The organism is Streptomyces sp. NPDC050509, assembly GCF_044457965.1.
GTDB lineage: Bacteria > Actinomycetota > Actinomycetes > Streptomycetales > Streptomycetaceae > Streptomyces.
Map to the genome: position 1 here is coordinate 443,367 of NZ_JBITHL010000008.1, position 22,869 is coordinate 466,235.

The 22,869-nt window shown below is 72.6% G+C and carries 23 protein-coding genes and 1 pseudogene; 21 read left to right on the forward strand and 3 right to left on the reverse strand.

All coding sequences use genetic code 11. From position 1 onward, the window contains the following. The first annotated feature begins 91 nt into the window (after positions 1 to 91). The 8 genes from hisD (at position 92) to hisF (ending at position 5,953) form a co-directional block, all read left to right on the forward strand. Positions 92 to 1,423 (forward strand): histidinol dehydrogenase, encoded by a 1,332-nt coding sequence (gene hisD / locus ACIBJC_RS24695; protein WP_399295906.1) that lies wholly within the window; start codon positions 92 to 94, stop codon positions 1,421 to 1,423. Next, entirely contained in the window at positions 1,420 to 2,568 is a 1,149-nt protein-coding gene (locus ACIBJC_RS24700; protein WP_399295908.1) for a histidinol-phosphate transaminase, read from the forward strand. The genes hisD and ACIBJC_RS24700 overlap by 4 nt, the downstream gene beginning before the upstream one ends. Beyond that, positions 2,565 to 3,158, forward strand: a complete 594-nt coding sequence (gene hisB, locus ACIBJC_RS24705; protein WP_384998014.1) for an imidazoleglycerol-phosphate dehydratase HisB — start codon at positions 2,565 to 2,567, stop codon at positions 3,156 to 3,158. The genes ACIBJC_RS24700 and hisB overlap by 4 nt, the downstream gene beginning before the upstream one ends. Next, positions 3,155 to 3,322 (forward strand): hypothetical protein, encoded by a 168-nt coding sequence (locus ACIBJC_RS24710; protein WP_329826060.1) that lies wholly within the window; start codon positions 3,155 to 3,157, stop codon positions 3,320 to 3,322. Before hisB ends, ACIBJC_RS24710 begins: the two co-directional genes overlap by 4 nt. After that, a complete protein-coding gene (gene hisH / locus ACIBJC_RS24715) occupies positions 3,319 to 3,963 on the forward strand; it encodes an imidazole glycerol phosphate synthase subunit HisH (protein ID WP_399295910.1) in 645 nt (214 codons plus the stop codon). Before ACIBJC_RS24710 ends, hisH begins: the two co-directional genes overlap by 4 nt. A gap of 66 nt (positions 3,964 to 4,029) precedes the next feature. Continuing rightward, complete coding sequence (priA, locus tag ACIBJC_RS24720; RefSeq protein WP_399296060.1) at positions 4,030 to 4,755, forward strand: bifunctional 1-(5-phosphoribosyl)-5-((5-phosphoribosylamino)methylideneamino)imidazole-4-carboxamide isomerase/phosphoribosylanthranilate isomerase PriA; 726 nt, start codon at positions 4,030 to 4,032, stop codon at positions 4,753 to 4,755. Further along, complete coding sequence (locus ACIBJC_RS24725) at positions 4,752 to 5,201, forward strand: RidA family protein (protein ID WP_399295912.1); 450 nt, start codon at positions 4,752 to 4,754, stop codon at positions 5,199 to 5,201. Before priA ends, ACIBJC_RS24725 begins: the two co-directional genes overlap by 4 nt. Continuing rightward, the gene (gene hisF, locus ACIBJC_RS24730; protein ID WP_399295914.1) at positions 5,198 to 5,953 is read left to right on the forward strand and encodes an imidazole glycerol phosphate synthase subunit HisF; all 756 of its coding nucleotides are present in this window, start codon (positions 5,198 to 5,200) and stop codon (positions 5,951 to 5,953) included. The genes ACIBJC_RS24725 and hisF overlap by 4 nt, the downstream gene beginning before the upstream one ends. Positions 5,954 to 6,025: 72 nt before the next feature. On the opposite strand, the gene ACIBJC_RS24735 is transcribed toward hisF, so the two are convergent. Together ACIBJC_RS24735 and ACIBJC_RS24740 are read right to left on the reverse strand one after the other, a co-directional pair. Beyond that, a complete protein-coding gene (locus tag ACIBJC_RS24735; protein WP_399295916.1) occupies positions 6,026 to 7,987 on the reverse strand; it encodes a glycoside hydrolase family 97 catalytic domain-containing protein in 1,962 nt (653 codons plus the stop codon). A 123-nt stretch (positions 7,988 to 8,110) separates the two neighbouring features. Then, entirely contained in the window at positions 8,111 to 10,444 is a 2,334-nt protein-coding gene (locus ACIBJC_RS24740) for a glycosyl hydrolase family 95 catalytic domain-containing protein (RefSeq protein ID WP_399295918.1), read from the reverse strand. A 294-nt stretch (positions 10,445 to 10,738) separates the two neighbouring features. On the opposite strand from ACIBJC_RS24740, the gene ACIBJC_RS24745 reads away from it, so the two are divergent. Beyond that, complete coding sequence (locus ACIBJC_RS24745; RefSeq protein WP_399295919.1) at positions 10,739 to 11,335, forward strand: ArsR/SmtB family transcription factor; 597 nt, start codon at positions 10,739 to 10,741, stop codon at positions 11,333 to 11,335. Positions 11,336 to 11,425: 90 nt separating this feature from the next. Next, positions 11,426 to 12,721: an MFS transporter gene (locus ACIBJC_RS24750; RefSeq protein ID WP_399295921.1), complete on the forward strand. Its 1,296-nt coding sequence runs from the start codon at positions 11,426 to 11,428 to the stop codon at positions 12,719 to 12,721. Between the two features lie 61 nt (positions 12,722 to 12,782). Here ACIBJC_RS24750 and ACIBJC_RS24755 read toward each other — a convergent pair whose 3' ends face one another. Further along, positions 12,783 to 13,418: a TIGR03085 family metal-binding protein gene (locus ACIBJC_RS24755; RefSeq protein WP_399295923.1), complete on the reverse strand. Its 636-nt coding sequence runs from the start codon at positions 13,416 to 13,418 to the stop codon at positions 12,783 to 12,785. A gap of 82 nt (positions 13,419 to 13,500) precedes the next feature. On the opposite strand from ACIBJC_RS24755, the gene hisI reads away from it, so the two are divergent. The 11 genes and pseudogenes from hisI (at position 13,501) to lgt (ending at position 22,853) form a co-directional block, all read left to right on the forward strand. Further along, positions 13,501 to 13,875 carry a phosphoribosyl-AMP cyclohydrolase gene (hisI, locus tag ACIBJC_RS24760; RefSeq protein WP_329826068.1) on the forward strand — a complete coding sequence of 125 codons (375 nt, stop codon included), beginning with the start codon at positions 13,501 to 13,503 and terminating at the stop codon, positions 13,873 to 13,875. 62 nt (positions 13,876 to 13,937) lie between these two features. Continuing rightward, on the forward strand, positions 13,938 to 15,446 hold the full coding sequence (locus ACIBJC_RS24765) for an anthranilate synthase component I (protein ID WP_399295925.1): 1,509 nt from the start codon (positions 13,938 to 13,940) through the stop codon (positions 15,444 to 15,446). A 49-nt stretch (positions 15,447 to 15,495) separates the two neighbouring features. Next, positions 15,496 to 16,191, forward strand: a complete 696-nt coding sequence (locus ACIBJC_RS24770; RefSeq protein WP_399295927.1) for a TIGR02234 family membrane protein — start codon at positions 15,496 to 15,498, stop codon at positions 16,189 to 16,191. A 110-nt stretch (positions 16,192 to 16,301) separates the two neighbouring features. Then, positions 16,302 to 16,541, forward strand: a pseudogene (locus ACIBJC_RS24775) (HGxxPAAW family protein); the annotation flags it as partial. A 224-nt stretch (positions 16,542 to 16,765) separates the two neighbouring features. Beyond that, complete coding sequence (locus ACIBJC_RS24780) at positions 16,766 to 17,305, forward strand: DUF2752 domain-containing protein (protein ID WP_399295929.1); 540 nt, start codon at positions 16,766 to 16,768, stop codon at positions 17,303 to 17,305. 175 nt (positions 17,306 to 17,480) lie between these two features. Beyond that, a complete protein-coding gene (gene trpC / locus ACIBJC_RS24785) occupies positions 17,481 to 18,290 on the forward strand; it encodes an indole-3-glycerol phosphate synthase TrpC (protein WP_399295931.1) in 810 nt (269 codons plus the stop codon). A 7-nt stretch (positions 18,291 to 18,297) separates the two neighbouring features. Beyond that, positions 18,298 to 18,474: a tryptophan biosynthesis modulator TrpM gene (gene trpM, locus ACIBJC_RS24790; RefSeq protein WP_399295933.1), complete on the forward strand. Its 177-nt coding sequence runs from the start codon at positions 18,298 to 18,300 to the stop codon at positions 18,472 to 18,474. Positions 18,475 to 18,619: 145 nt separating this feature from the next. Then, positions 18,620 to 19,882, forward strand: a complete 1,263-nt coding sequence (gene trpB / locus ACIBJC_RS24795) for a tryptophan synthase subunit beta (protein ID WP_399295935.1) — start codon at positions 18,620 to 18,622, stop codon at positions 19,880 to 19,882. Then, positions 19,879 to 20,691 (forward strand): tryptophan synthase subunit alpha, encoded by an 813-nt coding sequence (trpA, locus tag ACIBJC_RS24800; protein ID WP_399295936.1) that lies wholly within the window; start codon positions 19,879 to 19,881, stop codon positions 20,689 to 20,691. Before trpB ends, trpA begins: the two co-directional genes overlap by 4 nt. 98 nt (positions 20,692 to 20,789) lie before the next feature. After that, entirely contained in the window at positions 20,790 to 21,734 is a 945-nt protein-coding gene (locus tag ACIBJC_RS24805; protein ID WP_399295938.1) for a DsbA family protein, read from the forward strand. A 135-nt stretch (positions 21,735 to 21,869) separates the two neighbouring features. After that, the gene (gene lgt, locus ACIBJC_RS24810) at positions 21,870 to 22,853 is read left to right on the forward strand and encodes a prolipoprotein diacylglyceryl transferase (protein ID WP_399295940.1); all 984 of its coding nucleotides are present in this window, start codon (positions 21,870 to 21,872) and stop codon (positions 22,851 to 22,853) included. Positions 22,854 to 22,869: the final 16 nt, after the last annotated feature.

Here is a 22,869-nt window from a genome sequence, read left to right on the forward strand (position 1 = left end):
AACACTAGTAGTGAGGAGTGACCTCCGGGACATGTATCAGCCAGTGATACAGGCGTCCGGCGGCCTGATCCGGTCTGCGAGAATTGACCCCGTGATCTCACGAATCGATCTGCGCGGCGCCGCCCTCCCCGAGGGCGTCGCTCTGCGTGACCTGCTGCCCCGAGCCGAGTTCGACGTGTCGGCCGCCCTGGAGAAGGTGCGGCCCCTCTGCGAGGACGTCCATCATCGGGGCACGGCGGCGCTGATCGATGCCGCGGAGAAGTTCGACGGGGTCAGGCTGGAGCGCGTACGGGTACCCGCCGACGCCCTCGCCGACGCCCTCGCGGGGCTCGACCCCGCCGTCCGGGCCGCGCTGGAGGAGTCGATCAGGCGCGCCCGGCTGGTCCACCGCGCGCAGCGCCGTACCGCGCACACCACCCAGGTCGTGCCCGGCGGCACCGTCACCGAGAAGTGGGTGCCGGTGGAGCGCGTGGGGCTCTACGCGCCCGGCGGCCGGTCCGTCTACCCGTCCTCCGTGATCATGAACGTGGTGCCGGCCCAGGAGGCGGGCGTCCCGTCCATCGCGCTGGCCTCCCCCGCGCAGAAAGAGTTCGGCGGCCTGCCCCACCCGACGATCCTGGCGGCCTGCGCGCTGCTCGGCGTCGACGAGGTGTACGCGGCGGGCGGCGCCTCCGCCGTCGCGATGTTCGCGTACGGCACCACGGGCCCCGACGGCTGCCCGCCCGCCAACATGGTCACAGGACCCGGCAACATCTGGGTCGCCGCCGCCAAGCGCTACTTCACCGGCCGGATCGGTATCGACGCCGAGGCCGGACCCACCGAGATCGCGGTCCTCGCGGACGAGACCGCCGACCCGGTGCACGTCGCCGCCGACCTGATCAGCCAGGCCGAGCACGACCCGCTGGCCGCCGCCGTCCTCGTCACCGACTCGACGGAGCTGGCCGACGCCGTCGCCAAGGAGCTGGAACCGCAGGTCGCGGCCACCAAGCACATCGAGGACCGGGTACGGCCCGCGCTCACCGGACGCCAGTCGGCCATCGTCCTCGTCGACTCCGTCGAGGACGGCCTGCGCGTCGTCGACGCGTACGGCGCCGAGCACCTGGAGATCCAGACCGCCGACGCCGCCGCCGTGGCCGAGCGGGTCCGCAACGCGGGCGCGATCTTCGTCGGCCCGTACGCCCCCGTCTCGCTCGGCGACTACTGCGCCGGCTCCAACCACGTCCTGCCGACCGGCGGCTGCGCCTGCCACTCCTCGGGCCTGTCCGTCCAGTCCTTCCTGCGCGGCATCCACATCGTCGACTACAGCGAGGACGCCCTCGCCGAGGTCGCCCACCATGTGGTGACGCTGGCGGAGGCTGAGGATCTGCCAGCGCACGGCGCGGCGCTGAAAGCAAGGTTCGGATGGAAGGTACCCGGCAAGTGAGCACCACCGACGCGTCCGCGCAGCCCCTCGGGATCGACGACCTGCCCGTACGGGACGAGCTGCGCGGCAAGTCCCCGTACGGCGCGCCCCAGCTCGACGTCCCCGTACAGCTCAACACCAACGAGAACCCCTACCCGCTGCCCGAACCGCTGGTCGAGCGGATCGCCGAGCGCGTCCGCGAGGCGGCCCGCGGGCTCAACCGCTACCCCGACCGGGACGCGGTCGAGCTGCGCACCCAGCTCGCCGCCTATCTCACCCGTACGGGGCTCACGGACGCCGGGGCGCAGCCGCTGACCGCCGCGAACGTCTGGGCCGCCAACGGCTCCAACGAGGTCATCCAGCAGCTCCTCCAGACCTTCGGCGGCCCCGGCCGCACCGCCATCGGCTTCGAGCCCTCGTACTCGATGCACGGCCTCATCGCGCGCGGCACCGGCACCGGCTGGATCTCCGGGCCGCGCAACGAGGACTTCACCATCGACGTGGCCGCGGCGCGCGAGGCGATCGCCGCGCACCGCCCCGACGTCGTCTTCATCACCTCGCCCAACAACCCCACGGGTACGGCGGTCGCCGCCGACGCCGTCCTCGCGCTGTACGAGGCCGCCCAGGCGGTCCGCCCGACGCTGGTCGTCGTGGACGAGGCGTACGTCGAGTTCAGCCACCGCCCCTCCCTGCTGCCCCTCGTCGAGGGCCGCCCGCTCCTCGTCGTCTCGCGCACGATGTCCAAGGCGTTCGGCGCGGCCGGGCTGCGCCTCGGCTACCTCGCCGCGCACCCCGCCGTGGTCGACGCCGTCCAGTTGGTGCGCCTGCCGTACCACCTCTCCGCCGTCACCCAGGCCACCGCGCTCGCCGCGCTGGAGCACACCGATACGCTGCTCGGGTACGTCGAGACGCTCAAGGCCGAGCGGGACCGCCTCGTCACCGAGCTGCGGGCCATCGGGTTCGACGTCACCGACTCGGACGCGAACTTCGTCCAGTTCGGCCGCTTCGAGGACTCCCACACCGCCTGGCAGCGGATCCTCGACCGGGGTGTCCTCATCCGTGACAACGGCGTACCGGGCCGGCTGCGGGTGACCGCGGGCACCCCGTCCGAGAACGACGCGTTCCTCGACGCGGTACGTGATCTCAAGAAGGAGCAGAGCGCATGAGCCGCATCGGCCGCGTGGAACGTACGACGAAGGAGACCTCCGTCGTCGTCGAGATCGATCTCGACGGCACCGGCAAGGTCGATGTGTCGACTGGGGTCGGCTTCTACGACCACATGCTCGACCAGCTCGGCCGGCACGGCCTGTTCGACCTCACGGTGAAGACCGAGGGCGACCTCCACATCGACTCGCACCACACCATCGAGGACACCGCCCTCGCGCTCGGCGCCGCCTTCAAGCAGGCCCTCGGCGACAAGGTCGGCATCTACCGCTTCGGCAACTGCACGGTGCCGCTGGACGAGTCGCTCGCCCAGGTCACCGTCGACCTCTCGGGCCGCCCGTACCTCGTACACACCGAGCCCGAGAAGATGGCGCCGATGATCGGGGAGTACGACACGACGATGACCCGGCACATCCTGGAGTCCTTCGTCGCCCAGGCCCAGATCGCGCTGCACGTCCACGTCCCGTACGGGCGCAACGCGCACCACATCGTGGAGTGCCAGTTCAAGGCGCTCGCCCGTGCCCTGCGGTACGCCTCCGAGCGCGACCCGCGCGCCGCCGGAATCCTTCCTTCGACCAAGGGCGCCCTGTGACCGGTCTGTCGACCATCCTGATCGTCGTGGGGCTCTTCCTCGCCGGCGGTGTGTACTCCTTCCACAAGCAGAAACTGCCCCTGGGTGTGATCGTGCTGCTCGGGCTCTGCTCCGTGCTCTGCCTGGTGGCGGGCGTCCTGCGGATCCAGGGGATCTGGGGATGACCAAGACCGCGAGGAACGTGGTCGTCTTCGACTACGGGTTCGGGAACGTCCGCTCCGCCGAGCGCGCCCTCGCCCGCGCCGGGGCCGACGTCGAGATCACCCGCGACTTCGACAAGGCCATGAACGCCGACGGGCTGCTCGTCCCCGGCGTCGGCGCCTTCTCCGCCTGCATGAAGGGGCTCACCGCAGCGCGCGGCGAGTGGATCATCGGCCGCAGGCTTGCCGGCGGCCGTCCCGTCATGGGCATCTGCGTCGGCATGCAGGTCCTCTTCGAGCGGGGCATCGAGCACGGCGTGGAGACCGAGGGGCTCGACGAGTGGCCGGGGACGGTCGGACCGCTCCAGGCCCCCGTCGTCCCGCACATGGGGTGGAACACCGTCGAAGCACCGGAGGACAGCCAACTGTTCGCCGGGCTCGACCCCGACGCCCGGTTCTACTTCGTGCACTCGTACGCCGTGCGGGAGTGGAACCTGGAGGTCACCAACGCCAAGATCCGCGCGCCCCGGGTCACCTGGGCCACCCACGGCGAGCCGTTCGTGGCGGCCGTGGAGAACGGTGCACTGTGGGCCACCCAGTTCCACCCCGAGAAGTCCGGCGACGCCGGCGCCGAGCTGCTGACCAACTGGATCGGAACCCTCTGAATGGATTCTGGAATGCCTTCCGTGCCGAAGTCCGATGTGCCGAAGTCCGACGTGCCGGAGCGCGCTGTGCCGAAGCTGGAGCTCCTCCCCGCCGTCGACGTCCGTGACGGCCAGGCCGTACGCCTCGTCCACGGCGAGTCCGGCTCGGAGACCTCGTACGGCTCCCCCCTCGAAGCCGCCCTCGCCTGGCAGCGCGCGGGCGCCGAGTGGCTGCACCTCGTCGACCTCGACGCGGCCTTCGGCACCGGTGACAACCGGAAGCTGATCGCCGAGGTCGCCGACGCCATGGACCTCAAGGTCGAGCTGTCGGGCGGCATCCGCGACGACGCCTCGCTCGCCGCGGCCCTCGCCACCGGCTGCACCCGCGTCAACCTCGGTACGGCCGCGCTGGAGACCCCGGACTGGGTCGCCCGGGTCATCACCCAGCACGGCGACAAGATCGCGGTCGGTCTCGACGTACGCGGCACGACCCTGCGCGGCCGGGGCTGGACCCGCGACGGGGGCGACCTCTACGAGACGCTGGCCCGGCTGGACTCCGAGGGGTGCGCGCGGTACGTCGTCACCGACATCGCCAAGGACGGCACCCTCCAGGGTCCGAACCTGGAGCTGCTGAGGAACGTCTGCGCCGCGACCGACAAGCCCGTCGTCGCCTCCGGCGGGGTCTCCTCGCTGGACGACCTGCGGGCCATCGCCGGCCTGGTGCCCGAGGGCGTCGAGGGCGCGATCGTCGGCAAGGCGCTGTACGCCGAGGCGTTCACGCTGGAAGAGGCGCTCGCGGCGGTGTCCGGATGAGCGGCGACACCGAGGCAGCGACCGGGGCCGACGCCGTGGCCGTACGGAAGATCTCGTCCGGCGGCCCCTGGGAGGAGTCCTTCGGCTACTCCCGCGCGGTGGAACTGCCGAACGGGCTCGTCCTGGTCTCCGGCTGTACGTCGGTGGTCGACGGCCGGATCGCCGAGGGCGGCCCGTACGAGCAGGCCGTCACCGCGTTCGGCGTGGCGCTCAAGGCGCTGGAGGAGCTGGGTCTCGGCGCGGAGCACGTCGTACGGACGCGGATGTACCTCACGCACGTACGGGACGCGGACGAGGTCGGCCGCGCCCACAAGGAACTCTTCGACGCGGCACGCCCCGCCGCCTCCATGATCGTGGTGGCGGGTCTCATCGACCCGAGCCTCGTGGTGGAGGTCGAGGTGGAGGCGTACCGGGGCACCGGGAACCCGCGGGGAGGCACCGCATGACGCTGGCCGTACGGGTGATCCCCTGCCTGGACGTCGACCGGGGCCGGGTCGTCAAGGGCGTCAACTTCCAGAACCTGCGCGACGCCGGTGACCCGGTCGAGATGGCCAAGCTGTACGACGCCGAGGGCGCCGACGAGCTGACCTTCCTCGACATCACCGCCTCGTCCGGCGACCGCGAGACGACCTACGACGTGGTGCGCCGCACCGCGGAGCAGGTTTTCATCCCGCTCACGGTCGGCGGCGGGGTACGGACCGCCGAGGACGTCGACAAGCTGCTGCGGGCGGGCGCGGACAAGGTCGGCGTCAACACGGCGGCCATCGCGCGCCCCGAGCTGATCCGCGAGATCGCCGAGCGCTTCGGACGCCAGGTCCTGGTGCTGTCGGTCGACGCGCGCCGGACCCCCTCGGGCTCCTTCGAGGTCACCACCCACGGCGGTCGCCAGGGCGCGGGCCGCGACGCCGTCGAGTGGGCCCACGAGGCGGCGGAGCTCGGCGCGGGCGAGATCCTGCTCAACTCGATGGACGCCGACGGCACGAAGGACGGCTACGACACCGAGATGATCGAGGCCGTGCGCAAGCACGTCACGGTCCCGGTCATCGCCTCGGGCGGCGCCGGGCGACTGGCCCACTTCGCCCCGGCGATCGAGGCGGGCGCCGACGCCGTACTGGCGGCCTCGGTCTTCCACTTCGGCGACCTGCGCATCGGCGAGGTCAAGGACGCGCTGCGGCAGGCGGGGCACCCGGTGCGCTGACCCAGCTTGCCTCGTCCGTCCAGGGCCCCCGCCGCGCCTTCCAGGCGTCGGCGGGGGCCTTCGGTTTCGGGGTCAGCGGTAGCAGGTGGTGACGCCGGGGCGCCAGGGGCAGGCGATCCCGGCGAAGCCGCCGTTGTCGACGACCCCGACGTCGATCGTGTCGCCGCCGCGCACCACCCGCCGGTCCTGTACCAGCCCGTCGGGGCCGTCCTGCACGGTCTCCACCAGCCACCGTCCAGAACCGAGGGCCAGCGGCACCTCGGCCGTACGGGCGGCGCCGGCGTACACCCCGCCCAGGAACCAGCGGTCGCCGTCCCGGCGGGCCAGTACGGCCTCCCGGCCGGGGTCTCCGGCGAGCAGCCGGGTGTCGTCCCAGACGGCGGGGGCCTGGTCGAAGAACTCCCGGGCGAGCGGCCGGTCGTCGTACGACTCCGGGGTGCCCGCGAACATCTGGAGCCCCGACTCGTACAGCACGGCGAGCCCGGTCTCCGCCGCGTCGGAGTTGGGGCGCAGACCGACGCGGTGGAAGGCGCCCGGGGTGAAGTCCATGGAGCCGATGACGTTGCGGGTGAACGGCAGGGTGGTGAGATGGGCCGCGGTGTTGGTCCGCTTCTCCTCGCCGCCGACCCCCTCCAGGGTCATGACATGCGGCCAGGTGCGCTGGATGCCCTTGGGGATGGTCGAGCCGTGGAAGTCGACCATCAGGTGGTGGGCGGCGGTCTCCGGGAGGATGGTGTCGTACCAGCGGAGCATCGGCTGCGCCTCGGAGTCCATGAAGTCGATCTTGACGCCCTTGACGCCCCAGCGCTCCAGGGTGGGCAGCCAGAGGGCGCGCTCCTCGGGGGTGTCCAGGTTCGTCCGGTGGACCCAGACGATGATCCCGACGCCCTTGGCGCGGGCGTAGCGGACGAGTTCGGGCAGCCAACTGTTGGTCGCCCAGTCGGGGTCGGTGGTGTTCCACTCGCCGGGCTTGTAGTACCAGCCCGCGTCGACGGCCTCGTAGGGCCAGTTCCGCTCGGCGGCGTAATCGACGTACTTCTTCTGCGCCGCGAGGCTCTGACCGGCCTCCCGGCCGCCCGCCAGCCAGGTCCACAGCACGGTGCCGGGCCGGATCCACGAGCGGTCGGCGACCCGGGAGGCGGGCGCGAGGTCGTCGGTGAAGGTGGACCGGGTGACGGTGGCGAGATCGCCGGTGACCAGCGCCCGCCAGGGGGTGGTGAGCGGCCCGTCGGCATCGACCCGCTCGTCGGCGAGCGCGACCCGGTAGGTGCCGGTGCCCTGGTCGTGGGCGAGCCGGGCACCGGAGTACGTGCCGGTCAAATTGGATTCCGCGAGCAGGGTGTAGCCGCCGTCGGTCGCGAAGAGCGCCTGGTACGAGTACGCCCCGGTGGGGGCGGTCGCTGCGGTGTACGGGGCGAACTGGCCCTCGTTGTCGGCCCGGTAGGCGCCGAGCCACGCACGGGCGTCCGGCGCCAGGGTGAAGGCGGAGGTCTCGCGCAGGACGTCCCCGGACCCGGCGGGCAGGTCGTACCGGTAGGCGACCCCGTCGGCGGCGGCGCGCACGACGAGGTCGAGCCGGGCGCCGGCGGCCGTGGCGAACGACAGGCGGGTCTCGGTCATCTCGACCCTGCGCTCCAGCCGCTTGCCGGACGTGGCCCGGTAGCGGTCGCGGACCGGCCGGTCCGTACGGCGCAGGAAGCGCAACCCCTGGGAGAGGTCGGCGCGTTCGGTGACGAGGCCGACGGGCGAGGGCGCGAGGACCGTCCGGCCGCCGCGCGACACCGTGAGGCTCAGGGCGCCGGTGGCGGGGTCCAGGGAGACCCGGGCGTGCGGTACGCGCGCCACGGCGGCGCGGCCGGGGCCGGCGGCGGGTGCGGGGGCGGACACGTCCCAGAGGTGCTGGGGCGAGCCGGTGTCCTGGCCGGCCCGCGCGGGGCCGGCTGTGAGGAGGGTGGCCGTGAGGAGTGTGGCCGCCAGTGCGGCGCGGAGCAGCGCGCGGAGCGGGGTGATCGCGGTCCTGAGCGGAACCGCCATGGGAACCTCCCGGGGTGGTGGGGTCGGGGGCCGGTGTGCCCGCCCCGTACGGGGCGATGTCCTGTGGTCGCGCGGACGCCCGGGGCTACGGGCACGCCTGAGGGCTACGGGCACGCCCGGGGCTTACGGCAGGCCCCAGGCCGGCCCCGGTTCGCCGACCGGGACGGGCGCGATGACCAGGTCGGGGCGGCGGCCGGAGTGGACCAGCACCTCGCGGCCCCGGGGCAGATCGATGGCGAGGGTGCCGTCGCCGAGGTCCTCGGTCCTGGCCGGGGTCCCGTCGTCCAGCAGTACGGTGAGCGCCCCGGCCAGCCCGTGCCGGAGCCTGAGCGGCTCGCCCGCCAGGCTCCTGATCCGGATGAACCGGGTGGCCCCGGCCTTCCGTACGGCGCTGACCAGGAAGGCGCCCTGGGTACGGAAGTCGTGCAGCGTGACGTCCGCCCAGTCGGCCGGGACGGCGGGGAAGACGCGGATCACGCCGCCCCAGCTCTGGCAGAACATGTCGTGCAGCGACTGCGAGGCGGACAGCGGCGTCTCGATGACCGGACCGGCCTCGGTGTAGTGGGTGTTGGCCCGGCACGGGAAGCGGCTGCCCGGGTCGAAGAACTTCCGCAGATACGTGAGCGCGGTGTCCCCGTCGCGCATCATCGCGTACATGGAGGCGGCCCCGGTGTAGCTGTACCCCCGGTGGGCGCCGGTCAGCGCGTGCCAGTGCGTCAGCGACGTCGCGATCAGCTCGCGGGAGCCCGGCTGGTCCCAGTTGACCAGGTACAGCGGGTACACCATGAGCAGGTGCGAGTAGTGGCGGTGGGACTGCGCGTACGGGGTGTCCGCGCCGATCATGAAGCCGTTCCCGTCGACCGGGTACGGCGTGAGCCGGGCCAGCACCTCCCGCCAGCGTGGCGCCGACTCGTCCTCGACACCGAGCAGTTCGGCGGATTCCAGCAGGGTCCGGCAGCCCCAGCGGATCAGTGCCAGGTCGTAGTTGGTGTCCTGCGGCGGTACGACCGGGTACTCGGGCGAGAGCGTGCTCGGCAGGTGGAGGCGGCCGTCACTGCCCGGGGTGAGGAAGTGCAGGTAGTAGGCGATGGCCCGGCGCAGCACGGGGAAGACGGTGTCGCGCAGCAGGCTCTCGTCCATGGAGTGACGGTAGGAGAGCCATACGTTGTGCAGCGCCCAGGTGAGGTCGCCGGTCTCGGCGCCGGTCCCCGGTCTGCCCACGCCGCGGTTGGCGAACATGTCGGAGCTGCGGCCGACGCCCGAACTGTCCGCGCGGTAGGCGGCGGGCACATTGGCGATGAGCTGTTCCTGGTTCTGCCGCAGGGTGGTGGCGAGCGAGTCCAGTTCCAGGTGGTTGGAGCCGTGGATGAGCCAGTACTCCAACTGGACGTTGAGGTTCCACCAGACCGCGGGCCAGGGGGTGGGCTCCAGCCAGGGGCCCGAGGTGGCCATGACGGGGCCGTCCGCCCGGCTGGCGGAGGCGATCTTGTAGAGCTGGATCCAGTGGAAGGACTGCATCCGCTGGTCCGGGAAGGAGACGAAGCTCTTCCGGTAGAACGCGTGCCACCAGCGCAGATGCCGTTGGCGCAGGGCGCCCCAGGACGCCGCGCGCCGCAGGTTGCGCAGCGAGTCCGCAGCGGCGGCGGTGAGGGAGGGCGCGCTGTGCCCGACGCTGAGCAGCAGCTCGTCGCGGGTACGGCGACAGGCGGTGGCGGTCTGTCCGACGCCGGTCAGGGGCTGGAGCACCTGCTCGGTGCCGTCGGCGGTGGTCCGGGTGGTCCAGGGCGGGTGGGCGGTGTAGCCGGCGGGCGGCTCCTCGCTGATCCTCCGGGGGCTGACGGCCTCCTCGGGGTGGAAGGTCCAGACGGCCCGTTCACCGCCGGTGGCCGTGGTGCGGACGGCGAGGACCTCGTCGTGGATGAGGGCGGCGAGGGTGAGCGTGCCGCGGGTGGTGGTGACGGTGCCGGTGAGTTCCGCGTTCCACAGGCTCAGCCGCCAGTCGACGGCGGTGATCGTGCCGACCGGGTCCAGCGTGAGGTGCCCGACCGGGAGCCGGCAGGTGCCCCAGGCGCTGCCGAACTCGGGCCGGTGGTCCTGTACGCGTCCGTGCTGGACGGTGAAGCGGATCCGGTTGCTGTCCGGCTCCTGGTAGACCATGGTGCCGAGCTGCCCGTCGCCGAGGAACGGGCCCTCGTACCAGGACGTGGGCAGCCGGGTCCACAGCAGGTCCTGGCCGCGCAGGAAGCTCGCCCAGGCGCCGTCGGTGGACATCGCGTCGCGGAGTTTCCAGGGACGTGCGGTGCGGGCGGGGTGCTCGGGGACCTCGGGGTGCGCGGGAGGTGCGGGGGGTGCCGCGTGGGCCGCTGCGGGCAGCGCCGCCGCTGCCGCGCCGCCCAGCGCGGTGCCGAGTAAGGCCCTGCGGTCCACGGGCGAGGGCTTTCCTGACGGTGAGGTCATCGTCGTCCTCCAGACCTGACGGATCATCGAATGCATCGGATACATCGGGTGTGTCGGTGAACCTAGGTACGTTGCGTGCACCTGTCAATGACGGGGAGTCGGCGGAATCAGGCCACTTCTGCCCGGCAGTCTGCGGATTCGAGCCTCCTGCCCCTGGTGGTCCCGCTCGGGCTCACACCCCGGACTCATCCGATGTATAGCCGCTGGTCGGCGGCCGACCGGCCCGGGAAAGTCCACAGGATTTATTGCGCAACAAATGTTGTGCAATTTTTCTTTTCTTATTACGGTCGGTCCATGGCAGACCAGGAACAGCGGGACCAGCGCCGGATCACCGACATCGCCACCCTCAAGGCCCTCGGCCACCCCCTGCGGCTGCGGCTCTACCGGGCGCTCTTCATCGCCCGTCAGGCCACCGCCTCACACCTCGCCGACCAGGTCGACGAGGCCGTCTCGCTCGTCAGCTACCACCTGCGCAAGCTCGCCGAGCACGGGCTCATCACGGAGGCCGAGCCGCAGGGGACGGACGGGCGGGAGCGGTGGTGGCGGGTCGCCTCCGAGGGGGTGAGCTGGGGGCACGAGGACTTCAGCGACGCGCCCGAGGAGGTCGCCGCGTACAGCGCGATCGGCCGGCTCGTCTTCGAGCAGCGCGTCAGCCAGTACCGGGCCTTCCTCGACAGCCAGAACGCCTGGCCGTCCGAGTGGCGCACCGCAGCCTTCAGCGGTGAATACATGGCAGCGCTCACCGCGGCGGAGCTGGAGGCTTTCAGCCGTGAGCTGCACGAACTGGCGCTGAAGTACCAGAACGCCGGGCGCGCCGCCGAGGACACGGGCGACACCGAGGGGCGCGAGACCGTCGCGCTGCATCTGTACGGCTTCCCCTTCCGCCCCTGAGACCCCTTCCGCCCCTGAGACCCCTTCCGCCCCGGAGACCCCTGAGATCCCTGGGAGTCCTGAGCCTCCTGAGAGAGGACGGCACCGCTTGTGAGCGCGCCCCCCGGACCCACGCCCGCCCCCTCCGCCACCCCCACCCGCCCCGTCCCCGCCCCCACTCCCGCTCCCGAGCGGCCCGCCCACCGGGACGCCAACGTGCTGCGCTGGCTCGGTGCCTACACCGCCTCGATGGTCGGCGACAGCGTCTACTACATGGCGCTGTCCTGGGCCGCGGTCCGCAGCGGCAGCCCCGCGCAGGCCGGGTTCGTCCTCGCCGCGGCTTCCGTACCCCGCGCCCTGCTCATGCTCGGCGGGGGAGTGATCGCCGACCGGTTCGGGCCCCGACGGGTCGTCATCGGCGGTGACGCCGTACGCTGCGCCGTCATCCTGGGCGTCGCCCTCGCGCTGCTGTTCACCACCCCCGCGCTCTGGATGCTCCTCGCGGTCGCCCTGGTCTTCGGCGCCGTCGACGCGCTCTTCCTGCCCGCCGTCGGCGCCCTGCCGCCCCGGATCACCGCCCCCGGCCAGCTCGCCCGCGTCCAGGGGATGCGCGGCCTCGCCCAGCGCGTCGCCGGGGTGACCGGGGCGCCGCTCGGCGGGTTCGCGGTGGCGCTCGGCGGGTCGCCGGCCGCGTTCGCCGTCGCCGGGGCGCTGTTCGCCGTATCGCTGCCGCTGCTCCTCGCCGTACGGATGCGTCCTGGGCCGGCCAAGGACCCGGCGGACGGTCACGCGGACCTCGGGGCCTGGGGCGAACTGCGGGACGGGCTGCGCTACTTGCGCCGCCACCGGGTGCTCGCCCCGCTGATGGCCACCGTCGCCGTCGGAGAGCTGGGCTTCGTCGGCCCGCTCAACATCGGGCTCACGCTCCTCGTCCAGGAACGCGGCTGGGGCGCCGACGGCATGGGGTGGATCCTCGCGTCCTTCGGCACCGGCGCGGGCCTCAGCGCGCTGCTGCTGACCGTACGGGGGCGCATACCACGCGCCGGGCTCGTCATGCCCCTCTTCCTGTGCGGCGGCGCCGTCTGCGTCGCCGCCATGGGGTACGTGCCGTCGATCCCGTACGCCGTGGCCGCGGGCGCCCTCATCGGGCTGCTCGCCGGCCTGAGCGGCGCGCTGGCCTGGGCGATCCTCCAGACGGCCTGCGACCCGGCCTATCTGGGCCGCGTCACCTCCGTCTCGACGCTCGTCACCCTCGGGATCGCGCCCCTCTGCTACCCGCTCGTCGGCGCGGCGGTCGGCCTGTGGGGCGCTGGCCCGGTCTTCCTCGCCTGTGCGGCGGTCTGCGCGGCCGGGGGCGTCATCGGACTCGGCCCGAAGACGCTGCGCAGGGCCGAGCTGCCGAAATGAGACCGCCCGGCGCCAGGAGTCCGCATCCGCACGCCCCCGTACCTACCTACCTGCGTACGTACTACGCGATGCCCAGCTTCGCGTCCCTGACCCGCTCGATCGCGTCCTTGTCGCCCGCCAGCTCCACCCTCGCCGCCTCCTGGCGGCCCGACACGAACAGCAGCAGCTCGCTCGGCTCACCCGTCGCCGTCACCACCGGGGCGCCCCGGTGCGCCACCGCCGTCTGGCCGTCCGGGCGGCGCAGGACCAGGCCGACCGGGGACTTGCGGCCCATCATCCGGCCGCCCTTCTCCAGGCGCGACCACAGCGTGTCGGCGAAGACGCGGTCCACCTCCCGGGGCGTCCAGTCGGGCTGCGCCCGGCGCACGTCCTCGGTGTGGATGTAGAACTCCACCGTGTTCGCCACCTCGTCGAGCTGCTTGATGCCGAGCGGCGACATCCGCGGCGGACCCGACCGGATGAGCTGGATCAGCTCCTCGTACGGCTTCGCGACATACTCGGCCTGCACCCGCTCCAGCCGGTTCCTGAGCGCGGCCAGCATCATCCCGCCCGCCGCGTCGGGGCGGCGTTCGCGGACCACCACATGGGCCGCGAGATCCCGGGTCAGCCAGCCGTCGCAGAGCGTCGGTGCCTCGGGGCCCGCCGCCTCCAACAGGTCGGCGAGCAGAAGTCGTTCACGCTTGGCATGGGTCGACATGCCTCCAGCGTACGGCGGCCGGAACCCGTCCGCCCAGTGGACGTCGCGCCGGGGAACCGCACGGGCGCGGCACAATGGCCGTATGACCAGCACGAGCGGGGCGCCGTCCCCGACCGGAGGGCTCGACCCCGCCATCGCCGACCGTCTCAAGCGCAGCGCCGACGGCCTGGTCCCGGCGATCGCCCAGCAGTACGACACCGGCGAGGTGCTGATGCTGGGCTGGATGGACGACGAGGCCCTGCACCGCACGCTGACCACCGGCCGCTGCACCTATTGGTCCCGCAGCCGCCGCGCGTACTGGGTGAAGGGGGACACGTCCGGCCACGTCCAGCACGTGAAGTCCGTCGCCCTGGACTGCGACGCGGACACCGTCCTCGTCCAGGTCGACCAGGTGGGCGCCGCCTGCCACACCGGCGCGCGCACCTGCTTCGACGCCGACGTCCTGCCCCTCGGGTAGGGCTGGACAGCCCGCCCGCACGCCTCCCTTCCCCGTACGCGCAACGAGTAGGGTCAGCCGCCATGGACCTTGAGACCTTCCGCAAGCTGGCGGTGGACCGCCGTGTCATCCCCGTGAGCCGGCGCCTCCTCGCGGACGGGGACACCCCGGTCGGCCTGTACCGCAAGCTCGCCGCCGAACGCCCCGGCACGTTCCTGCTGGAGTCCGCGGAGAACGGCCGCTCCTGGTCCCGCTACTCGTTCATCGGCGTACGGTCGGCCGCCACCCTCACCGAGCGCGGCGGGCGGACGCACTGGCTGGGCACCCCGCCCGTCGGCGTCCCCGTAGACGGCGATCCGCTGGGCGCCCTGCGCGCCACGGTGGAGACCCTGCACACCCCCCGCGACCTGGCCTCCGGCATGCCGCCCTTCACCGGCGGCATGGTCGGCTACCTCGGGTACGACATCGTCCGCCGGCTGGAGAAGGTCGGCGACCACGCCCGCGACGACCTGCGCATCCCCGAGCTGACCATGCTGCTCACCTCCGACCTCGCCGTCCTCGACCACTGGGACGGCTCCGTCCTGCTGATCGCCAACGCGATCAACCACAACGATCTCGACACCGGCGTGGACGAGGCGTACGCGGACGCCGTCGCCCGGCTCGACGCGATGGCCGCCGACCTCGACCGGCCGTTCCACTCGCCGCCCGCCGAACTGCCCGCCTCCGAGCTGCCCGAGTTCACCGCGCTGTGGGGCGGCGCCGCCTACCAGGACGCCGTCGAGGACATCAAGGAGCGGATCAGGGCGGGCGAGGCCTTCCAGGTCGTGCCCTCGCAGCGGTTCGAGACGCCCGTCACCGCGAGCGCGCTCGACGTCTACCGGGTACTGCGGGCCACCAACCCGAGCCCGTACATGTACCTCTTCCGCTTCCCCGCCACCGAGGACGGCGGGGCCGCCTTCGACGTCGTCGGCTCCAGCCCCGAAGCGCTCGTCAAGGTCGAGGACGGCCACGCGATGGTCCACCCCATCGCCGGCACCCGGCCGCGCGGCGCCACCCCGCAGGAGGACCAGGCGCTCGCCGACGAACTCCTCGCCGACCCCAAGGAGCGCGCCGAGCACCTGATGCTCGTCGACCTCGGCCGCAACGACCTCGGCCGGGTCTGCGAGCCGGGCAGCGTCGAGGTCGTCGACTTCATGTCGGTCGAGCGGTACTCGCACGTCATGCACATCGTGTCCACCGTGACGGGACAGGTCGCCAAGGGCCGTACCGCCTTCGACGTGCTGACCGCCTGCTTCCCGGCGGGCACCCTCTCCGGCGCGCCCAAACCGCGCGCCCTCCAGATCATCGACGAGCTGGAGCCCACCCGGCGCGGTCTGTACGGCGGCTGCGTCGGCTATCTCGACTTCGCCGGGGACTCCGACACGGCCATCGCCATCCGTACGGCGCTGCTGCGCGACGGCACGGCCTACGTCCAGGCGGGCGCGGGCGTCGTCGCCGACTCCGACCCGGTCTCCGAGGACACCGAGTGCCGCAACAAGGCGGCGGCGGTGCTCCGGGCCGTCCACACCGCGAACCGGATGGGCGGCGCCTGACCCCCGCGCGGTGCCCCGGGCTCCGGGGGGTTTGCGGCGGTAGGGGATAGTGGGGTACGTGAGTGCCGTACCCGTACCCCAGCCCCGTACCGCCGCGGCCCCCGCGGCCACCGACACGCGCGGCAGCCGCCGCAGTCTCGCCGCGGCCCTGCTCCTCGGCGCCCTCGGCGCCGCCGTGGTTCTGATCGCCTCCGGCCAGACCTGGGCGGAGGGCGCGGCGGCCGTCGGAGGCGGCTCCCTGCCGCTCAAGGCCGACGGCCGGGACATCACCGGCGTCCCGGCCGCCCTCGCCATCGTCGGCCTCGCCGCGCTCGTCGCCGTCTTCGCCGTCCGCAGGGCCGGACGGCTGCTCGTCTCCGCGCTGCTCGCCCTGAGCGGTACGGGCGCGGCCGTCGCCGCGTTCCTCGGCGCCTCCGACAGCGCGGCGCTCGACGACAAGGCCGCGCAGACCACCGGCGACACCGCCGCCACGGTCTCCGGGCTCAGCCACACCGCGTGGCCCTACGTGACCACGGCGGGCGGCGCGCTGATCCTGCTCGCGGGGGCGCTCGCCCTCGTGTACGGCAGCCGCTGGCCCGCGATGTCCGGCCGGTACGAGCGGCCGGGCCAGGCCGCCGGGGCCGGGACGGGCGGCGCCCCGGGACGTGGCCGCGGTGCGCGCAAGGCGCCCGTGGTGGACCCCGACCGGCCCGAGGACCTGTGGAAGGCTCTGGACCGCGGCGAGGATCCGACCCGCGAGAGCTGACTCACACCGGGCCACCCCCGGGAACCTTCCGCCCCGCGCGTGCGGGACAATATGGCGTGAGCGTCCGACTCACCCGGCGCAACCGGCGCAACAGCAACGAGGAGCAACTCATGGCGGGCAGCAGCCACGGACACACCCCGGCGGCCTGGACCGGCGTCACCATCGCCTTCATCGGCTTCTGCGTGTCGGGGGTCGGCATGGTGGCGGTCAACTTCCTCGCGTTCTACGGCGGCCTCGCCGTCGTCGTGCTCGGTGGGATCGTGAGCATGGCGATGAGCGCCGCGGGCATGGGCATGCCCAAGGAGTCGCCGGAGGTGGCCGCGGCCAGGAACGCCGCGGCGAACAAGCAGGTCAACCTGCGCTCAGAGGACATCAGGGCCCAGATCCTGGCGCAGACCGCGTCCCACGAGCAGCACCACGAGGCCGCCGCGCCGCTCACGGCCCAGGCCCAGACCGTCTGACCCCGTAGCTCCAGAGCTGAAGCGGTCTCCTGCACACAGCGCAGTCCGCTGCACATGACGCAGTCCGGCGAGGCCGGGCTGCGTCTTTCCGTGGGAGCGGCGACAATCACCGGGTGGACCACGCGCCGAACGCCCCGCACCCGCCCGCCGTACCGCCGCCGACCACGCCGCCGTACGAGCCGGGCGGGTCCTACGGGCCGTACGCGTCGGCCGGGTCCTACGGGCCGCGCGCGCCGTACGAGGTGCCGCAGTCCGCGTCCCGGGTCAGGCGGCTGCTGACCCCGCTCGCCACCCTCGCCGGGATCGCCGCCGCGTTCACCTACGTCGGCCTGGTCGACCCGAACGAATCCGGCCACTACCCGCCCTGCCCGCTCTACAGCCTCACCGGTCTCTACTGCCCCGGCTGCGGCGGCCTGCGCGGCGCCCACGCCCTCGCCCACGGCGACCCGCTCACCGCGCTCGGCGACAACGCGCTGGCCTTCGCGGGCTACGCCGTCTTCGCCGTCGTGTGGGTGATCTGGGTGGTGAGAGCCGGAAAAGGGCTCCCCCTGCGCATCACCCAGCGCCCCCTGTGGTGGTGGACCCTCGGCACCGTCCTCGTGGTCTTCAGCGTCCTCAGGAACCTGCCCTTCGGGGCATGGCTCGCGCCCTGACGGGCCGCCGCGGTGGCACGCGCGGCCGACCGGATGCGAGCCCTTCGGCCACTTCCGGCTAGCATCGGGAGGGCCGGACACGACGACATGGCCGAACAGGGCCCGATGGCGGCCCCGGCCGCCATCGGTACGATCCGTAACTGAACCGCACCCGTCCCGGAAGGGGGCCGCTCGCGTGAGTGTGCTCGACGAGATCATCGACGGCGTACGCGCCGACCTCGCAGAGCGGCAGGCGCGCGTCGGCCTTGACGAGCTCAAGGAGCGCGCGGCCAAGGCGCCCCAGGCCAAGGACGGCGTCGCCGCGCTGAGCGGCGAGGGCGTCCAGGTGATCTGCGAGGTGAAGCGCTCCAGCCCGTCCAAGGGCGCGCTCGCCGCGATCGCCGACCCCGCCGCCCTCGCGGCCGACTACGAGGCGGGCGGCGCCGCAGTCATCTCCGTACTGACCGAGCAGCGCCGCTTCGGCGGTTCGCTGGCCGACCTGGAGGCCGTCCGTGCCCGGGTCGACATCCCGGTCCTGCGCAAGGACTTCATCGTCACGTCGTACCAGCTCTGGGAGGCGCGCGCGCACGGCGCCGACCTGGTGCTGCTGATCGTCGCCGCGCTCGAACAGCCGGCGCTCGTCTCGCTGATCGAGCGGGCCGAGTCCATCGGGCTCACCCCGATCGTGGAGGTCCACGACGAGGACGAGACCGAGCGCGCTGCGGACGCCGGAGCGAAGATCATCGGTGTCAACGCGCGCGATCTGAAGACCCTCAAGGTCGACCGCTCCACGTTCGAGCGGGTCGCCCCGGAGATCCCCGCCGGCGTCCTGAAGATCGCCGAGTCGGGTGTGCGCGGGCCGCACGACCTGATCGCGTACGCCAACGCCGGGGCCGACGCCGTACTCGTCGGCGAGTCCCTGGTCACCGGCCGTGACCCGAAGTCCGCCGTCGCGGACCTCGTCGCCGCCGGCGCGCACCCCGCGCTGCGGCACGGGAGGGACTGACCCCGCCATGCCCGCCGCCACCCGCTCCGCAGCCGCCGTCACGCCGGACACCCACGCGCCGCTCGCGCGCGGGTGCCGCCCGCGTGGCTGCCGCGCGCCGGCCCGGCGGGTGCACGGACGGCGGGTGCGGTACGTGATCGGGGACGAGCCCGGCCAGGTCAACGGAATGCGATGGCCCGTGTAACCGCGCCCCAGGCCCCTGCGGACCGTTAGATCCCGGGGGCCCCGGCGCGGTGCGCGCCGGAGCAGGTGATCGCCACGAGGTGCGCGATGGCGCCCGCCCGGCGCACTACGGTGCTCTCCGTCCGTTGCTTCTGAGGAGTTCCCGCGTGTCCGAGTTCTTCATTCCCGACCCCGAAGGTCATGTCCCGAGCGCCGAGGGGTACTTCGGTGCCTTCGGCGGCAAGTTCATTCCCGAGGCGCTCGTCGCCGCCGTCGACGAGGTCGCCGTCGAGTACGACAAGGCGAAGAGCGACCCCGCCTTCGCCGCCGAGCTCGACGACCTCCTGGTCCACTACACCGGCCGGCCCAGCGCGCTGACCGAGGTCCCCCGGTTCGCGGAGCACGCGGGCGGCGCCCGGATCTTCCTCAAGCGGGAGGACCTGAACCACACCGGTTCGCACAAGATCAACAACGTGCTCGGCCAGGCCCTGCTGACGAAGCGGATGGGCAAGACCCGGGTCATCGCCGAGACCGGCGCGGGACAGCACGGGGTCGCGACCGCGACCGCGTGCGCGCTGTTCGGGCTCGAATGCACCATCTACATGGGCGAGATCGACACCCAGCGCCAGGCCCTCAACGTGGCCAGGATGCGGATGCTCGGCGCCGAGGTCGTCCCCGTGAAGTCCGGCAGCCGGACGCTGAAGGACGCCATCAACGAGGCGTTCCGCGACTGGGTCGCCAACGTCGACCGTACGCACTACCTGTTCGGTACGGTCGCGGGCCCGCACCCCTTCCCCGCCATGGTCCGCGACTTCCACCGCGTCATCGGCGTCGAGGCCCGCCGCCAGATCCTGGAGCGCGCCGGACGGCTGCCCGACGCCGCCGTGGCGTGCGTGGGCGGCGGTTCGAACGCGATCGGGCTCTTCCACGCGTTCATCCCCGACGCGGACGTCCGTCTGGTGGGGTGCGAGCCCGCAGGACACGGCATCGCGACCGGCGAGCACGCCGCCACCCTGACGGCGGGCGAGCCCGGCATCCTGCACGGCTCGCGCTCGTACGTCCTCCAGGACGAGGAGGGCCAGATCACCGAGCCGTACTCGATCTCCGCGGGGCTCGACTACCCGGGCATCGGCCCGGAGCACGCGTACCTCAAGGACAGCGGACGCGGCGAGTACCGGGCCGTGACCGACGACGACGCGATGCAGGCGCTGCTGCTGCTCTCGCGCACCGAGGGCATCATCCCGGCGATCGAGAGCGCGCACGCGCTGGCCGGGGCGCTGGAGCTGGGGCGTGAGCTGGGGAAGGACGGCCTGATCGTCGTCAACCTCTCCGGGCGTGGAGACAAGGACATGGACACCGCCGCCACGTACTTCGGACTGTACGACGGCAGCGGAACCGGTAACGGGGAGAACGGGGAGGACGCCAAGTGAGCGGGAACATCGGGCTGCTGAGCGACACGCTCGCCGCTGCCAAGGCCGAGAACCGGGCCGCGCTGATCGCCTACCTCCCGGCGGGCTTCCCCACCGTGGACGGCGGCATCGCGGCCGTGAAGGCCGTCTTCGAGGGTGGCGCTGACATCGTCGAGGTCGGGCTGCCGCACAGCGACCCGGTGCTCGACGGCCCCGTCATCCAGACCGCCGACGACATCGCGCTGCGGGGCGGCGTGAAGATCGCCGACGTGATGCGCACGGTCCGTGAGGCGTACGAGGCGACCGGCAAGCCGGTGCTCGTGATGACGTACTGGAACCCGATCGACCGGTACGGCGTCGAGCGGTTCACCGCCGAGCTGGCCGAGGCGGGCGGCGCCGGGTGCATCCTGCCCGACCTGCCCGTCCAGGAGTCCGCCGTCTGGCGCGAGCACGCCGAGAAGCAGGGTCTGGCGACCGTCTTCGTCGTGGCGCCCAGCAGCAGGGACGCCCGGCTGGCCACGATCACCGAGGCCGGCAGCGGCTTCGTCTACGCGGCGTCGCTGATGGGCGTCACCGGGACGCGGACCTCCGTGGGCCTGGAGGCCCAGAACCTGGTGGCGCGGACCCGCGCCACCACGGATCTGCCGGTCTGCGTCGGGCTCGGGGTGTCCAACGCCGAGCACGCCGCCGAGGTCGCGGGGTTCGCGGACGGGGTCATCGTCGGCTCCGCGTTCGTCAAGCGGATGCTGGACGCGCCCGACGAGGCCGCGGGGCTGGTCGCGGTGCGCGAACTCGCCGCTGAGCTGGCCGAGGGCGTACGCAAGCGCTGACGGCCCGCCCCTCGGGGCGTCGGGTGGCCGTGTCACCCGTACGGGTGGAAGTGGGACCGGGGAGGTGCGCAGGCACCTCCCCGGTTCGTTTGCGGGGCGTGAGCGAGAAGAACCGTGAGGTAAAGAGGAGCGCGAGAGAGCGGCTCCAGCAGGAACGCGTGGCGGACGCGGCGCGCGAGAAGCGCAGGCGCACCCTGATCATGGCGGCGACCGTGGCCGGGGTGCTCGGCCTGGTCGGTGTCGTCGGGGTGATCGCGGCGAACGTGAAGAAGAACAGAGGATCGGAGGCGGCGGGCGCGGTGAGCGCGCCGTCCGGTGTGAACGGCAAGGACGATCTGGCGATCCCCGTGGGGGCGGCGGACGCGCCGTCCACCCTCGCGGTGTACGAGGACTTCCGCTGCCCGGCCTGCTCCCAGTTCGAGAACGGCTTCCGCGGTGTGATCCACGATCTGGAGCGGTCGGGCGAGCTGAAGGTCGAGTACCACCTCGCGACGATCATCGACGGCAACATGGGCGGTACGGGCTCGCTGCGCGCGGCCAACGCCGCCGCGTGCGCGCAGGACGCCGGGAAGTTCGCCCCGTACCACGACCTGCTGTACGCGAACCAGCCGGCGGAGACGGACGACGCCTTCGCGCAGAACAGCAAGCTGCTGGAGCTGGCGGGCAAGGTGAACGGCCTGGAGTCGGCGCCCGGCTTCCGCCAGTGCGTGGAGAAGGGCGAGCACGACCGGTGGGTGGAGAAGGCCGCCGAGGCGTTCCGCACGGGCGGCTTCTCCGGGACGCCGACCGTGCTGCTCAACGGGGAGGCAGTCTTCCCGAAGAAGGGCGGCGAGGACATCACCCCGGCGAATCTGAAGAAGTGGGTCCAGGAGGCCAACAAGGGCAAGAAGCCGGGCACCGCCACGCCCACCGCGCCCGCCTCGATCCCGGCGGGCGCCCTACAGCGGGGCCAGCGTGGCCCCGACGAGGCACCCGCCGGGGAGTCCGCGAGCGGATCGGCGACGGAGCCCCAGGCCCAGCCGGGCACGCTGCCCGCCGCCTGAGCAGGAGGCGCCGGGGCGCCGGGAGGCCGGTGGGACCCCGGCGCGGCCCCGCTCGTCAGGGACGGCGGTTACGGAGAAAAAAATGCCGGGCGGGTTGCCGCAGCTCCCGCCCGGCACTGTACCGTCGGGTCTGATATGGACCTTGCCTACATTCCCAGCCCGTCGACCGGAGTGCTCCACCTCGGACCACTACCGCTGCGCGGCTATGCGTTCTGCATCATCATCGGTGTCTTCGTCGGCGTCTGGTACGGCGGCAAGCGCTGGGTCGCCCGGGGCGGAAAAGTCGGCACGGTGGCCGACGTCGCCGTCTGGGCGGTGCCCTTCGGACTGGTCGGTGGCCGTCTCTACCACGTGATCACCGACTACCAGCTCTACTTCAGCGAGGGCGAGAACTGGGTCGACGCCTTCAAGATCTGGGAGGGCGGCCTCGGTATCTGGGGTGCGATCGCGCTGGGCGCGGTCGGCGCCTGGATCGGCTGCCGTCGCCGGGGCATCCCGCTCCCGGCGTACGCGGACGCCATCGCGCCCGGGATCGTCCTCGCGCAGGCCATCGGCCGCTGGGGCAACTGGTTCAACCAGGAGCTGTACGGCAAGCCGACGGACCTGCCGTGGGCGCTGGAGATCTCGGCGGGCCCGAACCGGGAAGCCGGTCTCTACCACCCGACCTTCCTCTACGAGTCGCTGTGGTGCGTGGCCGTCGCGGCCCTGGTCGTCTGGGCCGACCGCCGCTTCAAGCTGGGCCATGGCCGGGTCTTCGCCCTGTACGTCGCCGCGTACTGCGTGGGACGTGCCTGGATCGAGTACATGCGCGTCGACGAGGCGCACCACATCCTGGGCGTCCGGCTGAACGTCTGGACGGCGGTCCTCGTCTTCCTGCTCGCGGTCACCTACATCGTGATCTCGTCGCGGCTGCGGCCGGGGCGTGAGGAGATCGTGGAGCCGGACCTCGACGCGAAGGCCGACGCGACGGCGGACGGCGAGACCGGTTCCGGTTCCGACGGCAAGGTGGACGCGAAGGCCACGAAGGTCGCGAAGGGCGCCACCCAGGCCGACGCGAAGGCCGACACGGACTCCACGGACGAGGGGAAGACCCCCGCCGGGAAGCCTGGCCAGAGCTAGTACCCGTACCTTGTAG